General features: G+C 75.2%; 3 protein-coding genes. All 3 read left to right on the forward strand.

The genetic code is table 11. The annotated features are described in order from the left end of the window. The first annotated feature begins 32 nt into the window (after window positions 1-32). Genes ACZ52R_RS06565 through ACZ52R_RS06575 form a run of 3 tightly spaced genes read left to right on the forward strand, consistent with a single transcriptional unit; the run spans window position 33 to window position 17,420 of the window. The gene (locus ACZ52R_RS06565) at window positions 33-10,202 is read left to right on the forward strand and encodes a type I polyketide synthase (RefSeq protein WP_465752925.1); all 10,170 of its coding nucleotides are present in this window, start codon (window positions 33-35) and stop codon (window positions 10,200-10,202) included. 31 nt (window positions 10,203-10,233) lie between these two features. Next, window positions 10,234-16,533: a type I polyketide synthase gene (locus tag ACZ52R_RS06570; protein WP_465752926.1), complete on the forward strand. Its 6,300-nt coding sequence runs from the start codon at window positions 10,234-10,236 to the stop codon at window positions 16,531-16,533. Between the two features lie 17 nt (window positions 16,534-16,550). After that, a complete protein-coding gene (locus tag ACZ52R_RS06575; protein WP_465622932.1) occupies window positions 16,551-17,420 on the forward strand; it encodes a 3-hydroxyacyl-CoA dehydrogenase family protein in 870 nt (289 codons plus the stop codon). Window positions 17,421-17,437 lie beyond the last annotated feature (17 nt).

A 17,437-nucleotide genomic window follows, 5' to 3' on the forward strand; every position in this document is an offset into this window, starting at 1 on the left:
CGCGCAGCCCGAGACGAAAGCAGCGGTGTCCAGTGAGCGACCAGAGGATGCGCGACTACCTCAACCGGGTGACCATCGACCTGCGGGACACCCGGCAGCGGCTCCGGGAGGCCGAGGCCCGCACGAGCGAGCCGATCGCGGTCGTGGCGATGAGCTGCCGCTTCCCCGGCGGCGTCCGCACCCCCGACGACCTGTGGGAACTGCTCGCCGAAGGCCGCGACACCATCGCGCCGGTCCCCGGCGACCGGGGCTGGGAGACCGCCTGGCCGTCCGGCGGCACGGTCCCCGGGCGAGGGGCGTTCCTGGACGGCGCGGCGGACTTCGACCCGGAGTTCTTCGGCATCTCGCCCCGTGAGGCGGTCGCGATGGACCCGCAGCAGCGGCTGCTGCTGATTGCGTCCTGGGAGGCCGTCGAGCAGGCCGGCATCGACCCGCTCACCCTGCGGGGCAGCCGTACCGGGGTGTATGTCGCGGCCATCGACCAGGGGTACGCGACGCTGGGCTCCGGCGCGGCCGAAGCCGTCCAGGGGTTCCTGATGACGGGGAACTCGATGAGCGTGATGTCCGGGCGGGTGTCCTACGCGCTCGGTCTCGAAGGCCCGGCCGTCACCGTGGACACCGCCTGTTCGGCCTCGCTGGTGGCGCTGCACCTCGCGGCGCGGGCCCTGCGGGCCGGTGAGTGCTCGCTCGCGCTCGCCGGCGGGGTCAGCGTGATGGCGCTGCCGGCGGTGTTCGTCGAGTTCAGCCGGCAGGGCGCGATGTCCCCCGACGGCCGCTGCAAGCCGTTCGCGGCGGCCGCGGACGGCACCGGCTGGGGCGAGGGCGTGGGGATGCTGCTGCTGGAGCGGCTGTCGGACGCGCGCCGCAACGGCCGTACGGTGCTGGCCGTGCTGCGCGGCTCGGCCGTCAACCAGGACGGCGCCAGCAACGGCCTGACCGCCCCCAACGGCCCCTCCCAGCAGCGGGTCATCCGGGCGGCCCTCGCCGACGCCGGACTGACCGCTTCCGAGGTCGACGCGGTGGAGGCGCACGGCACCGGTACCACCCTCGGCGACCCGATCGAGGCCGACGCGCTGCTGGCCACCTACGGTCAGGACCGGCCCGCCGGGCGTCCGCTGTGGCTGGGGTCGCTGAAGTCGAACATCGGGCACACCCAGGCCGCCGCCGGGGTCGCCGGGGTCATCAAGACGGTGCTCGCGCTGCGGCACGGCGTCCTGCCCCGCACCCTGCACGTGGACGCGCCCACCCCGCACGCCGACTGGTCCTCGGGCGCCGTCGAACTCCTCACCGAGGCCCGCGACTGGCCCGCCGTCGACCGGCCGCGCCGGGCCGGGGTGTCCTCGTTCGGCATGAGCGGCACCAATGCGCACGTCGTCCTCGAACAGGCACCGGAGCCGGAACAGACCAACGGACCGGAAGCAGCGACCGACGGCCCGGACACCGCAGCCGGGGCGGGCGCGCCCGGGGCCGTGCTGCCCTGGGTGCTGTCCGGCCGCACCGCGTCCGCGCTCGGGGACCAGGCGAGCCGGCTGCGCGCCCGGCTCGCCACGGACGCGCCCGCACGGGCGGCCGACATCGGGTTCTCGCTGGCGACCACCCGGTCCGCTTTCGAACACCGGGCCGTGGTGATCGGCGACGGGCGCCCCGCACTGCTGGACGGCCTCGCCGCCCTGTCCGGGCCGGGCACGGACCTCTCCACCGCCCCGGCCACGCCCGCTGACGTCGTCGCGGGCACCGGCCGGGTCGTCGAGGGCCGGACGGCACTGGTGTTCCCCGGCCAGGGCTCCCAGTGGGCCGGCATGGCGCGGGACCTGCTCGCCACCAGCCCCGTGTTCCGGGACCGCCTCGCCGCCTGCGACGCCGCCCTCCGCGCCCATGTCGACTGGCGGCTCCCCGCCGTCCTGGAGGGCGCGCCCGGGGCACCCTCCCTGGAACGGGTGGACGTGGTGCAGCCGGTGCTGTGGGCGGTGATGGTGTCACTGGCCGCGCACTGGAAGTCCTGGGGCGTCCGGCCCGACGCCGTGGTCGGGCACAGCCAGGGCGAGATCGCCGCCGCCGTGGTGGCGGGCGCGCTGAGCCTGGAGGACGGGGCGAAGGTCGTCGCCCTGCGCAGCCGGGCCATCCGGGCGCTGGCCGGACTCGGCGGCATGGTCGCGGTGTCCCTGCCCGAGGACCGGGTCCGCGCCGAGATCGCCCCCTGGGCCGAGAAGCTGTCGGTGGCCGCCGTCAACGGGCCCGCCGCCGTGGTGGTCTCGGGCGAGACCCAGGCCCTGGCCGAACTGCTCGCCCACTGCGCCGCACAGGGCGTACGGGCCCGGTCCGTACCCGTGGACTACGCCTCGCACTCGGCCCAGGTCGAAGGGATCAGGTCCGAGGTGCTGGCCGCGTTGGCCGGCGTACGCCCGCTCCCGGCCCGGATTCCGCTGTTCTCCACCGTCACCGGCGACCGGCTCGACACCACGGTCATGGACGCCGACTACTGGTACCGCAACCTCCGCGGGACCGTCCGCTTCGATGCCGCCGTCCGCTCCCTGATCGAACAGGGCCACGAGGTCTTCGTCGAGGTGTCGCCGCACCCGGTGCTGACCATGGCCCTCCAGGACACCGCCGAGGCCACCGGCGCCGAGGAGCCGCCCGTGGTCGTCGGCACCCTGCGCCGCGACGACGGCGGACTGCGCCGGGCCCTGCGCTCGGCCGCCGAACTGTGGGTGGCCGGCGCGGCCGTCGACTGGTCCGCGGTGTACGCCGGCACCGGCGCCCGCCCGACCGCTCTGCCCGGATACCCCTTCCAGCTGCGGCGCTACTGGCTGGAGCCGGAGGCGGCGCCCGGCACCGGACCGGCCGCCGCCGACCCGCACGACACGGCCTTCTGGCACATGGTCGACCACGACGCCCCGGCCGAGATCGCCGCCCACCTCGCCGTCGACGAGGACGCCCTCGCCCCTGTCCTGCCCGCCCTGCGAGGCTGGCGCAAACAGCGGCGCGACGAGAGCGTCATCGACTCCTGGCGCTACCGCATCGGCTGGCAGCCCCTGCCCGACCCGCCGGCCGCCACCCCCGCAGCCGGCACCTGGCTCGTCGTCCTGCCCGCCGGACACGACGACGACGCACGGCTACGCGGCCCGCTGCTCGCCCTCACCGAAGCGGGCGCCACCGTCGTCACGGCCGAACTCACCGCCGACGCCGTCCGCCGCACGGACCTCGCGGACACGCTCGCCACCGCTCTCGGCGACCGCGTCCCGACGGGCGTGCTGTCGCTGCTGGCCGCCGACGACCGGCCCCACCCCGACCACCCGGCCTTGCCCACCGGGACGGCACTCACCGTCGCCCTGGTGCAGGCCCTGGGCGACCTCGCCCTCACCGCACCCCTGTGGTGCGCCACCGCCGGGGCCGTGTCCACGGGCCAGGACGACCCGGTCACCCACCCCCGCCAGGCACTGGTCTGGGGCACCGGACTGGTGGCCGCGCTGGAACTGTCCGCCCGCTGGGGCGGACTCATCGACCTGCCGCCGAACCTCGACGCCCGCGCCAGGACCCGCCTCGCCGCCGTCCTGACGGCCCCCGGCACCGGCCCGGACGGCCTCGGCCGCGAGGACCAGCTCGCCCTGCGCCCCACCGGCCTGCTGGCCCGCCGCCTCCGGCGCGCCCCCCGGAACGACAGCCGTACGAAGCACTGGAAGCCCCGGGGCACCGTCCTGCTGACCGGCGGCACCGGAGCCGTCGGCCCGCACCTCGTCCGCTGGCTGGCCCGCAGCGGCGCCACCCACCTCGTCCTGCCCGGCCGCCGCGGCCCCCAGGCACCCGGCGCGGCCGAACTCGCCGCGGAACTGGCCGCCCTCGGCGTACGACTGACCCTGCCGGTCTGCGACCTGGCGGACCGTCAGGCGGTGGCGGAACTGCTCACCGGCCTGGACACGGCGGGCGACCCGGTCACCGCCGTCGTCCACGCGGCCGCGTTCGTCGCGCTCGCCCCCCTGGACGGCACACCGATGTCCGCGTTCGAACAGATCGTCGCCGCCAAGGCCGCCGGCGCCGAACACCTCGACGCCCTGCTCGACCGCGAACTCGACGCCTTCGTCCTGTTCTCCTCGATCGCCGGAGTCTGGGGCAGCGGCGACCACGGCGCCTACGCCGCAGCCAACGCCTACCTCGACGCCCTGGCCCAGCACCGCCGGGCCCGCGGCCTCACCGCCACCACCGTCGACTGGGGCATCTGGCAGGCCGAGAACCCCTTCCAGGACCGCATCGCCGGAGCGGACGCCGATCTGTTCAACCTGGAGCAGCACGGCCTGCCCCGGATCGCCCCCGACCTCGCGGTCCACGCCCTGCAACAGGCACTCGACGACGACGAGACCGTACTCGCCGTCGCCGACGTCGACTGGGAGCAGTTCGCCGCCGTCTTCACCTCCACCCGCCGCAGCCCGCTGCTCACCGGCATCCCCGAAGCCCGCCGCGCCCTGGAAGCCGCGACCGGCGACACGGAGGCACCCGCCGCCGCACTGCTGCGCCAACGGCTCGCCGCCCTCGCCGAATCCGAACAGCACCGCCTGCTGCTCGACCTGGTCCGCATCCACGCGGCAGCCGTCCTCGGCCATCCCTCGGTGGACGCGATCCGGCCCGGCATGGCGTTCCAGGACATGGGCTTCGCCTCCCTCACCGCAGTCGAACTCCGCAACCGGCTCAACACCGCCACCGGACTGCGGCTGCCGTCCACGCTGATCTTCGACCACCCGTCGTCCACCGCGCTCGCCCGGGAGATCCGCGCCGAACTGCTCGGCCGGCAGGCCACCGACCCGGACGCCGCCGCGCACCCGCCCGCGCCCGACGACGAGCCGATCGCGATCGTGTCCATGGCCTGCCGCTTCCCCGGCGGCATCGGCACCCCCGAAGACCTGTGGCGCCTGCTCGCCGACGGCGGCGACGCCGTCTCGGACTTCCCCACCGACCGCGGCTGGGACATCGACGTCCTCTACGACCCCGACCCCGACCGCCCCGGCACCTCGACCACCCGGCACGGCGGCTTCCTGCACGACGCCGCCGACTTCGACGCGGAGTTCTTCGGCATCTCGCCGCGCGAGGCCCTGGCCATGGACCCCCAGCAGCGGCTGCTCCTGGAAACCACCTGGGAGGCGATCGAACGCGCCGCCATCGACCCGGCCGCCCTGCGCGGCAGCCGCACCGGAGTGTTCACCGGCGTCAACTACGCCGACTACGCGGCCGTCGTCGCCCAGTCGGAGGAAGGAGACGGCCACCTGCTCACCGGCAGCGCACCCAGCGTCGTATCCGGCCGGGTCGCCTACACCCTGGGCCTCGAAGGCCCCGCCGTGACCATCGACACGGCCTGCTCCTCCTCACTCGTCGCCATGCACTACGCCGGTCGGGCCCTGCGCGGCGGCGACTGCTCCCTCGCCCTGGTCGGCGGCGTCGCCCTGATGGCGACCCCCGGCGCCCTGATCAGCTTCTCCCGGCAACGGGGACTCGCCGAGGACGGCCGCTGCAAGGCCTTCTCGGACGACGCGGACGGCATGGGCATGGGCGAAGGCGTCGGCGTCCTGCTGCTGGAGCGGCTGTCGGACGCCCGCCGCAACGGACACCCGGTACTGGCGGTGGTACGCGGTTCCGCCGTCAACCAGGACGGCGCCAGCAACGGACTCTCCGCCCCCAACGGTCCGTCGCAGCAGCGGGTGATCCGGGCGGCGCTCGCGGACGCGGGCCTGACGGCGTCCGAGGTGGACGTGGTGGAGGCACACGGCACCGGCACCACCCTCGGCGACCCCATCGAGGCGCAGGCCCTGCTGGCCACCTACGGCCAGGACCGGCCCGCCGGACGGCCCCTGCTGGTCGGCTCCCTCAAGTCCAACCTCGGCCACGCCCAGGCGGCATCGGGTGTGGCGGGGGTCATCAAGACGGTGCTGTCCATGCAGCACGGGCAGGTGCCCCGCACCCTGCACGTCAGCAGGCCCTCCGGCCACGTCGACTGGACGCGTGGAGCGCTGGCCCTCGCGACCGAGCAGCAGCCCTGGCCGTCCCACGGCCGCCCCTTCCGGGCCGGAGTGTCCTCCTTCGGCCTGAGCGGCACCAACGTCCACACCATCCTCGAACACACCCCCCTGGAGGACGACGGCCCGCCGGCCGAGCGCACCCCCCTGCCGGCGGTGCCCTGGCTGCTGTCGGCGAAGAGCCCGCAGGCACTGCGCCTCCAGGCCGACCGGCTGCGCCGCCACCTGGACGGCAACCCCGGGGTCGACCCGCGCGACATCGGATCCGCCCTGCACACGCGCACCGCCTTCGAGTACCGGAAGGCACTGGTCGGGGACCGGGACCAACTCCACACCCTGCTGGGCCGGATGGCCGACGACGACTCGGGAGCGTGGGACGGCGGTCGCCCGGTCGACGGCCGTTCGGTGTTGGTGTTCCCGGGTCAGGGTTCGCAGTGGGTGGGGATGGCCGCGGAGCTGCTGGCCGGGTCGGCTGTGTTCGCGGGGCGGATGGCGGAGTGCGAGCGGGCGCTGGCGCCTTACGTGGATTGGTCGTTGGTGGAGGCGTTGGGTTCGGAGGCGCTGTTGGCGCGGGTGGATGTGGTGCAGCCGGTGCTGTGGGCGGTGATGGTGTCGCTGGCGGAGGTGTGGCGTGCGTTCGGTGTTGTTCCGGACGCGGTGGTCGGCCACTCGCAGGGCGAGATCGCCGCGGCCGTGGTGGCGGGCGGTCTGAGCATCGACGACGGGGCGCGGGTGGTTGCGCTGCGTTCCCGTGCGGTGGGGGCGTTGGCGGGCCGTGGCGGGATGGCGTCGGTTCCCCTGCCGGTCGAGGCGGTGCGGGAGCGGATCGCGGGCCGGTTGTCGGTGGCGGCGGTGAACGGTCCGTCGTCGACGGTGGTGTCGGGTGACGCGGACGCGGTCGCCGCGTTGGTGGAGGCTCTGGTGGGGGAGGGGGTGCGGGCGCGGTTGATCGAGGTCGACTACGCGTCGCACTCCGCGCATGTGGAGGAGGTCCGCGAGCAGTTGCTCGCCGACCTGGACGGCATTGTGCCCGTCTCGGGCGGGGTGCCGTTCTTCTCGACGGTGACGGGCGGCTGGCTGGACACGAAGTTCCTCGACACCGAGTACTGGTACCGGAACCTGCGGGAGACGGTGGAGTTCGGGCAGGCCACGGAGGCGTTGCTGGGGGAGGGCTTCCGGTTCTTCGTCGAGTCCAGCCCGCATGCGGTGCTGGGTGTGGCGGTGGGGGAGTCGGTGGAGGCCGCAGGTGTGGATGCCGTGGTGTTGGGGACGTTGCGTCGTGGGGAGGGTGGCCCGGCGCAGGTGTTGCGTGCGGTGGGTCGTGCGTGGGAGTGCGGGTTGGGGGCGGACTTCTCGGGTGCGTTCCCGGGGGCGCGGCGGGTGGACCTGCCGACGTACGCCTTCCAGCGCAGCCGCTACTGGCCCGAGCCGGCGCCCACCGCGGCGGCCGATGTGGGCGCGGCCGGGCTCGATCCGGCCGACCACCCCGTCCTCGGAGCGGCCATCGAACTGGCCGACACGGGTGAACTGCTGCTCACGGGCCGGATCTCGCTGCGTACCCACCCCTGGCTCGCCGACCATGCGGTGGCCGGTACGGTCCTGCTGCCCGGCGCGGCCTTCGCGGAACTCGCGGTACGCGCCGCGGACGAGGCCGGCTGCCACACGGTGGAGGAACTGACGCTCCAGTCACCGCTGTTGATACCCGCCGACACCGCCGTCCGCCTGCAGGTTCGGGTCGGCGCCACGGACGCGCACGGCAGCCGCTCACTGGACCTGTTCTCCTGCCGCGAGGACGCGGCGACCCCGCACTGGACCGCGCACGCGACCGGCAGGCTCACCGCCGACGCCACGACCCGCGAGCCGTCGTCCTCAGCCGTACCGGACGACGCCGGCTCCTGGCCCCCGCCCGGCGCCGTCCCGATCCCCGTCGACGACCTGTACGAGCGGTTCCGTGCCTCCGGTTACGGCTACGGACCCGCCTTCCGCGGGCTCACCGCTGCCTGGCGCCGGGGTGACGAGATCTTCACCGAGGTACGTCTGCCCGAGGACCAGCACCGGGCCGCCTCCGCCTTCGGCGTGCACCCCGCCCTCCTGGACGCCGCCCTCCAAGGGCTGTTCCTGCGGGCTCGGCCGGACACCGAATCGGGCGCGGACCGGCCGTCCGCCGGACTGCCGTTCTCCTGGAGCGGAGTCGGGCTGCACGCCTCCGGAGCCACCGCGCTCAGGGTACGGCTCGGCTTCCGGCCGGACGGATCGGTGTCGATCGACGCGACCGACTCGAACGGCCTCCCGGTCGCGTCGGTCGAGGCGCTCGCCGTCCGCCTGATCGACCTCGACACCCTCCGCCCGGGCGGCGGCCCGGAATCCCTCTACCGGGTGCAGTGGTCGGCGGTGCCCGCCACCGCACCCGCCGACCCCCTCGGACACTGGGCTGTCCTCGGCGGCCGGGAACTCTTCCCGGACAGCCATCCGGACCTGGCCGCGCTCGGTGCCGCGCTGGACGGGGGAGCGCCGTCGCCCGCCGCCGTGCTGGCCTGGTGCGACCACACCCCGGACCTTCCGTCCCCGCCCGACGCCGCATCCGTGCACACCGCACTGGACGACGCCCTGCGGCTCGTCCAGGACTGGCTGGCCGACCCGCGGTGGGACGACGGCACCCGGCTCGTGCTCGTCACCCGGGGTGCGGTCGCCACGGCAGCCGGCGAGCAGGTCACCGACCTCACCGGCGCCGCGGTCCGCGGCCTCGTCCGCTCCGCCCAGTCCGAGCACCCGGACCGCTTCCTGCTGATCGACACCGACGACCCGGCCGCCGTGCCCGGCCTGCTGCCCCGGGCACTGGCCGGAACGGAACCCCAACTGGCGATACGCGGCGGAGAGCTCCTCGCCGCCCGCCTCACCAGGGCCACCGTCGCCACGGACCCGAACCCGGCCCCGGACACACCGTCCGGTATCGCCGCGGCCGGGGGAACCGTCCTCGTCACCGGGGCCGGCGGCACGCTCGGCGGCCTGGTGGCACAGCACCTCGTGACCGCGCACGGCGTACAGAACCTGCTGCTCGTCGGCAGGCGCGGCACGGACACCCCGGGCCTGGCCGACCTCGCCGCCGAACTGCGCGGCCTCGGCGCCCGGGTGGACGTGGAGGCCTGTGACGTCGCCGACCGGGACGCGCTCGCCGCGCTGCTCGCCGGCATCCCCGCCGACCGCCCGCTGAGCGCGGTCGTCCACGCGGCCGGCGTCCTGGACGACGGGACGATCGAGTCGCTGACCCCCGGGCGGATGCGCCACGTCCTGCGGCCCAAGGTCGACGCAGCCCTCAACCTGCACAACCTCACCCGTGACCTTGCGCTGTCGGCCTTCGTCCTGTTCTCCTCCGCGTCCGCCACGGTCGGCAACGCCGGGCAGGGCAACTACGCGGCCGCCAACGCCTTCCTCGACGCGCTCGCCCAGCACCGCCGTGCCCTGAAACTGCCCGCCCAGTCGCTCGCCTGGGGCCTGTGGGCGCGCCGCAGCACCATGACCGGCACGCTCACCGCCGCCGACCTGCGGCGGATGTCCCGGGGAGGCACCGCGGCCATCGGCAGCGAAGAGGGCCTGGCCCTGTTCGACGCGGCGCTCACCCTGGACGAACCGCTGCTCGTCCCGGTCAAGATCGACCTCGGCCGGCTCCGGACGGCAGCCCGGACCGGACCCGTCCCGGCCCTGCTCGCCGCCCTGGTCCCCGGTACCGCACGCCGCCCCGCCTCCGGGGCGGACGCCGCCGAAGCGGACTCGCTGCGCCGCCGGCTGACCGGCCTCACCCCGGAGGAACGCGTCGCCACCCTGCTCGACCTGGTACGGAGCCGGGTCGCCGACATCCTCGGCCACGGCGGACCCGAGGCCGTCGACCCGGACCAGGCGTTCAAGGACCTCGGCTTCGACTCGCTCACCTCCGTCGAACTCCGCAACCGGCTCGGCGCCGCCACCGGCCGCCGGCTGCCCGCCACCCTGGTCTTCGACCACCCCACCCCGGCCGCCGTCGCCGCCCACCTCACCGGGCGCCTGGTACCCGACGGGCCGGGCGACCCCGCCGGCACCGGGAAGGCCGCCGGGGCGCACCTCGCCGACCGGCCGGAGACACCGGACACGCCGGCTCCCGCCGCCGACATCAACGCCATGGCCGTCGACGACCTCGTCCGGATGGCCCTGGGCGGCGAACGTGACTGACCGACAGCCACAGAAGGAGAAGCCCAACCCCATGCCCACCGACACGGACCAGGTGGTCGCCGCCCTGCGCGCCTCGCTGGTGGACAACCAGCGCCTGCGGCAGGAGAACCGACGGCTCCGCGACGACTCCGCCGAGCCCATCGCCATCGTGGCGATGAGCTGCCGCTACCCCGGCGGCGTACGCACCCCGGAAGACCTGTGGGAGCTGCTGGTCAAGGAACGCGACGCGGTCTCGCCGTTCCCCACCGACCGCGGCTGGGACGTCGAGGGCGGCTTCGACGCCGACCCCGACGCCCCCGGCACCTTCTACGTCCGGGAAGGCGGCTTCCTCCACGACGCGACCGGCTTCGACCCCGGCTTCTTCGGCATCTCGCCGCGCGAGGCCCTGGCCATGGACCCGCAGCAGCGGCTGCTGCTGGAAGCGTCCTGGGAAGCGGTGGAACGCGCGGGCATCGACCCGGCGACCCTGCGCGGCAGCCGCACCGGCGTCTACACCGGAGTGATCTACAGCGAATACGGGTCCCGGCTCGGCCGGGTGCCCGACGAAGTGGAAGGCTTCCTCGGCACCGGCACCATCCCCAGCGTCGCCTCGGGCCGGATCGCCTACACCCTGGGCCTGGAAGGCCCGGCGGTCACCCTGGACACCGCCTGCTCGTCCTCCCTGGTCGCCGTCCACCTCGCCTGCCAGGGGCTGCGCTCCGGCGACACCACCCTCGCCCTGGCCGGTGGGGTGACCGTGATGTCCACCCCCGGCCTGTACGTCGGATTCAGCCGCCAGCGCGGCCTGGCACCCGACGGACGCAGCAAGTCCTTCTCGTCCGCGGCGGACGGAGCCGGGTTCGGGGAGGGCCTGGGCCTGCTCCTGCTGGAACGGCTCTCGGACGCCCGGCGCGCGGGGCACCCCGTCCTGGCCGTCATCCGCGGCTCGGCCGTCAACCAGGACGGCGCCAGCAACGGGCTGACCGCCCCGAACGGGCCCGCGCAGCAGCGCGTCATCAACGGGGCGCTCGCCCGTGCCGGACTCGACCCGTCCGAGGTCGACATGGTGGAGGCGCACGGCACCGGCACCGTCCTCGGCGACCCCATCGAGGCGCAGGCGCTCATGGCCACGTACGGTCAGGACCGGCCCGCCGGGCGGCCGTTGCGACTGGGCTCGCTGAAGTCCAACCTGTCCCACACCCAGGCCGCCGCGGGCGTCGGCGGGGTGATCAAGTCGGTGCTCGCGATGCGGCACGGCGTGATGCCGCGCACCCTGCACGTCGACCGTCCCTCGCCCCAGATCGACTGGACCGAGGGAGCCGTCTCCCTGCTCACCGAGGCCGCCCCCTGGCCGGAGACGGGACGTCCGCGCCGGGCCGGGGTGTCCTCCTTCGGCGCCAGCGGCACCAACGCCCACGTCATCCTCGAACAGGCCCCGGCCGACCCGGCAGCTTCCGACGGGCCCGCCACGCCGGAACCGGTGCCCGCCGCCGTCCCCTGGATCCTGTCGGCGCGTACTCCGGATGCGCTGCGCGCCCAGGCGACGGCGCTGTACGAGCGGGTGGTGGCGGAAGCGGGCCTGAGCGTGACGGACGTCGGCCATTCGCTGGCGGCGGGGCGTTCGCGGTTCGCGGAGCGCGCGGTGGTGGTGGGGGCGGACCGGGGCGAACTGCTGGCCGGTGTCGCCGCCCTGTCGCGGGGCGTGCGTGCGGCGGGCGTGACGGTCGGCAGCGGGCTGCCCCCGGGCCGTTCGGTGTTGGTGTTCCCGGGTCAGGGTTCGCAGTGGGTGGGGATGGCCGCAGAGCTGCTGGCCGAATCGGAGGCGTTCGCGGGGCGGATGGCCGAGTGCGAGCGGGCGCTGGCGCCTTACGTGGATTGGTCGTCGGCGGAGGCGCTGGGCTCGGAGCGGTTGCTCGCCCGGGTCGACGTGCTGCAGCCGGTGCTGTGGTCGGTGATGGTGTCGCTGGCGGAGGTGTGGCGCTCGTTCGGCGTCGTTCCGGACGCGGTGGTGGGCCACTCCCAGGGCGAGATCGCCGCCGCGGTGGTGGCGGGTGGCCTGAGCATCGACGACGGGGCGCGGGTGGTCGCGCTGCGTTCCCGTGCGGTGGGGGCGTTGGCGGGCCGTGGCGGTATGGCGTCGGTGCCCCTGCCGGTGGACGTGGCACGGGAGCGCATCGCCCCGTGGGCGGGCCGGCTCTCGGTGGCGGCGGTGAACGGCCCGTCGTCGGTGGCGGTGTCGGGCGACGCCGACGCGGTCACGGCCCTGGTGGAGGAACTCCTGGAGGAAGGGGTGTGGGCGACTCGCATCGAAACCGACTTCGCGTCGCACTCCTCGCACGTGGAGCAGATCCGCCGGCGCCTGCTCTCCGACCTGGACGGGATCACCCCCCTCGCGGGTGCCGTGCCGTACTACTCCAGCGTGACCGGCGGCCTGCTGGACACGAAGTCCCTGGGCGCCGAGTACTGGTACCGCAACCTCCGGCAGACCGTCGAGTTCGAGCGGGCGACCCGCTCGCTCCTCGCGGCCGGGCACCGCGTCTTCATCGAGTCCGGCCCCCAGCCCGCCCTGATGTACGCGATCGAGGACACGGCCGCCGACGCGGGCGCCCCGGAGACGCTGGTGCTCGACACCCTGCGGCGCGGGGCCGGAGGGCTCCGCCGACTCCAGCTCGCGCTCGCCGAGGCACACGTCCGGGGCCTGCGCGTCGACTGGGAGCGACTGTTCGCGGGAACCGGTGCCCAGCGGGTGGACCTGCCCACCTACGCCTTCCAACGACGCCGCTACTGGCTGGACGCCCTGCTGGCCGACCGGGACCAGGCGGCCACCGGCCAGTCCGCCGCGGACCACCCGCTGCTCGGCGCCGCGGTCGAACTGCCCGACGACGCGGGCACCCTCTTCACCGGCCGGCTCTCCTCGGCCACCCACCCCTGGCTCGCCGACCACGCCGTGGCCGGAGCCGTGATCCTGCCCGGCGCGGCCCTCGTGGAGCTGGCCGCGCACGTGGGCCGCCGCCTCGGCTGCGCCCTCGTGGAGGAGCTGACCCTCGCCGCCCCGCTGCTGCTGCCCGACGATCAGGCCGTGCAACTGCGCGTACGGGTGGGCGCCGAAGACGGCGCGGGACGGCGCCCGGTGGAGTTCCACTCCCGGCCCGAGGCCGCCCCCGGCTCCGCCGACCGGCCCTGGACCCGGCACGCGACCGGCGCGGTCGGCCCCCGGGACCCCTCGGCCGACCGGGACGACACGACCGAACCGGCCGGCACCTGGCCCCCGCCCGACGCGGTCCCCCTCGACGTGGACGAACTGTACGGGCTGCTCGAAACCCGGGGCGTCGCCTACGGCCCGGCGTTCCGGGGCCTGCGCGCCGCATGGCGCACCGCAGACGCGATCCACGCCGAAGTGGCCCTGCCCGACGGCCTCCCCGCCGGCGGAGCGGGCGGCTTCGGCGTGCACCCGGCCCTCCTGGACGCGGCCCTCCAGACGACCGGTCTGCGCGAAGGCGCCGCGACCGCGGAGCCCGCCGACGGCGTCCCCCTGCCGTTCTCCTGGCAGCGCGTCGCGATCGAAACCTCCGACGCGCCGGTCCTGCGCGTCCGGCTGCGCCCCGACGGCCCGGACGCCGTCACCGCGCGGATCACCGATCCCTCGGGGCGCACGGTGGCGACGGTCGGCTCGCTCACCCTGCGCACGGCGTCCACCGCCGCACTGGGGGCGTCCTCCGGCTCCGTCTTCCACGTCGGCTGGACGCCGGTCACTGCCGGGCCCGGCCCGCGCCCGGTCACCCGCTGGGGCCTCCTCGGCCCGCAGGACGAGCGGCTGCTGCCGGCCGCCTTCCCCACCGAACCCCCGTCCGCGACACCCGACGCGATGCTGCTGACCTGCCCCCCGTCCGCCGACACCGTGACCGCGGACGCCCCCGCCCGGGATGCGGACCCCGCGGCGGTGCACGCGGTCGCGTCCGGGGTCCTGGACCGCCTCCAGGCCCACCTGGCCGACGACACCACCGCCCGTACGCCCCTGGTGGTGCTCACCCGGGGCGCGACCGGCCCGCTCGGCGCGCAGCCGCAGCCGGCGGACCTCGGTGCGGCGGCCGTCTGGGGCATGCTCCGAGCCGCTCAGCTCGAACACCCCGACCGGTTCGTGCTGCTGGACACCGAAGGGCCGGACCCGGACGGTCTCAGCGACGCGCTCGCCGAGCTCCTCGCCACGGGCGAACCACAGGCGGCCCTGCGCGGTGGCGTCCTGTACGCGCCCCGACTGATACGGCCGCCGGTCACCACCGCCACGGCCACCGCCACCACCGCCACCGCGACCCGGCCGGCCGGCCCGTTCGGGCCGTCCGAAGGGACGGTACTGGTGAGCGGGGGCGGCGCTCTCGCGGCCGTCCTGGCGCGCCATCTGGTCGCCGCGCACGGGGTACGCCACCTCCTCGTGCTGAGCCGCCGCGGCGCCGACGCCCCCGGCATGCCGGAGCTGACGGCGGAGCTGGCCGAGGCCGGAGCCGAACTGGACGCTGTCAGCTGTGATGTGTCCGACCGTCAGGCACTGGCCGCCGCCCTGGCGGCCATCCCCGAACGCCACCCGCTGTGCGCCGTGGTCCACACCGCCGGAGTGCTCGACGACGGTCTGCTGGAGGGGCTGACGGGTGAGCGGATGACCGCTGTCCTGCGGCCCAAGTTCGACGCCGCCCGGCACCTCGACCAACTGACGCGCGGAGCGGACCTGTCCGCGTTCGTCGTCTTCTCCTCCGCCGCGGGCGTGCTGGGCAGCCCCGGCCAGGCGTCCTACTCGGCCGCCAACGCCGCGCTCGACGCCCTCATCGCGGAACGCCGACGGCTCGGGCTCCCCGGCCTGTCCCTGGCCTGGGGGCCCTGGGAGCGGGTGAGCGGGATGACGGCGGAGCTCGGCGGCGCCGAACGGCGGCGCATCGACCGGCGCGGCGCCCGCGGCCTCTCCGACGAGGAGGCCATGGCCCTGCTGGACACGGTGTGCGCCGCGGACGCCGCCCCGCCGGGAGACGGGAGCCCCGTCGTCCTGGCCCACCTCGACCTCACCGTGCGCGGCGACGGCCCGGTGCACCCGATGCTGCGCTCCCTGGTCCGGCGCAGCCCGACCGCGACGACCGGAGCGAAGGGGACGCCGACCGCCGCCGCAGCGCTGCGGCAACGGCTCGACGCCGCCGCCGACGTACAGGAACGCGGGCTGGTCCTGCTTGACATCGTCCTCGCCCAGGCCGCCGAGGTCCTCGGCCACACCGACTCCGGGGCGCTGTCCGCGACGGTGCCCTTCCTCTCCGTCGGATTCGACTCGTTGACCGCGGTCGAGCTCCGCAACCGGCTGGCCGCCGCCACCGGACTGCGGTTGCGGCCCTCCGCCGTCTTCGACAGCGGCACCCCCGCCGCGCTCGCGGCGCGCCTCGCCGCCGAGACTCGGAGCGAAGACACCCCCCGGCCCGAAACGGCGCCCGCAACCGGAACCGCCGCAACCGGAACCGACACCGCCGACACCGACCCGGTGAGCGTGCTGTTCCGCCGGGCCTGCGCACTCGGCCGGATCGACGAGGGCATCGCCCTGCTCAAGCACGCCTCCGCCCTGCGCCCGGCCTTCCCCAGCGGCAGCGACCTCGCGGCCGCCGGCACCGGCCCGCGGCTGCTGCGCCTGAACGAGCGCGCCGACGCCCCCGTACTCGTCTGCTTCGGCTCCATCGTCGCCCTCGGTGGTGCCCACCAGTACGCCCGCTTCGCCGCCCGCTTCCGGGACCGCTACGCCGTCGCCGCCCTGGACGCCCCCGGATTCACCCCCGAGGAGGAACTGCCCGCCGACATGTCGGCCCTGCTGGACTTCCAGGCGACGACACTGCTCCGGGAACTGCCCGGACGGACGCTCGTCCTGGCCGGCTCCTCCTCCGGCGGCACGCTCGCCCACGGAGTGGCCGCCGCGCTGGAGCAGCGCGGCGAGGGCCCGGCGGCCGTGGTGCTGCTGGACACCTACCTCTCCGACAACGAGGGCATCACCCAGTTCAACGACGTCCTGCTGGGCGGCATGTTCGACCGCGAGGACCGGGCGGCCCCGATGGACGGGACCAGGCTGACCGCGATGGGCGGCTACTTCCGTCTGCTCGACGACTGGAAACCCCCGGCGGTCCGCGCCCCGCTGCTGCTGGTCCGCGCCTCCACTCCGCTCGGCCGCCCGTCCGCCGAAGCCGGTGACTGGCGCTCGTCCTGGGCCGGTGCCGACACCGTCGTCGACGTTCCCGGAGACCACTTCTCGATCATGGAACAGCATGTCGCGACCACCGGCGACGCCGTCGCCGACTGGCTCGGCACCACCCTCCGCACCCCCGAAGACCTGTGAAACCGAAGGAGAGCCCGTTGACCACAGCCCCGTACGACGATTCCCCCCCGCGACACGCCCTCACCGTGCTGGGAGCCGGGGTGATGGGCGTCGGCATCACCGTCCTCGCCCTCGGACACGGCCTGCCGGTCCACCTGGTCGACATCGACCGGGAACGGCTCGACCGGGCCACGGACCTGATCGACGGCGACCTCCGGCTGGCCGAGCTGATGGGCGCCCTGCCCGCCGGGACGCCCCTCGGCGCCCTGGCCACCGGCACCTCGCTCAAGGCCGCCGCCGGAGCCACCGCCGTCGTCGAGGCGGTCACCGAGAACGCCGCGATCAAGGCCGCCGTCCTGTCCGAGGTCTCCGGACTGGTCCGGCCCGGAACCCTGCTGATCACCAACACCTCCTCGATCCCCGTCGACGAACTGGCCGGGGCCGTGGAGCGGCCGGAGGATCTGGTCGGCACCCACTTCATGAACCCGCCCTACCTGATCGGCACCGCCGAAGTGGTCCGCGGCGCCAAGACCGGGGACCCGGCGATGGCCGCCGTGGCGGCCCTGCTCACGGCGCTGCGGCGGCGGGCGGTGGTCGTCCGGGACGCACCCGGCTTCGTGACCAGCCGCATCCTGCACCCGATGATCAACGACGCGGCCCGCGTCGTGGAGGAGGGCACGGCGACCGCGGAGGACGTCGACGCCCTGATGCAGGGCTGCCTGGGACACCCCACCGGCCCGCTGCGCACCGCGGACCTGATCGGCATCGACAACCTCGTCGACTCCCTCACCGTGCTCCACGAACGCACCGGCGACGACGGCTGCCGCCCCGCCGAACTGCTGCTCCGGCTGGTCCGCGAGGGCCGGCTGGGCCGCAAGTCCGGGCGCGGCTTCTACGACTACACCTGATCACCCCGACAAGGAGA

Source organism: Kitasatospora sp. NPDC034023 (assembly GCF_055575795.1).

Excerpts from the sequence above, each read along its gene's own strand:
- ACZ52R_RS06570 (WP_465752926.1), top strand. The coding sequence starts at position 10,234 with ATGCCCACCGACACGGACCAGGTGGTCGCCGCCCTGCGCGCCTCGCTG.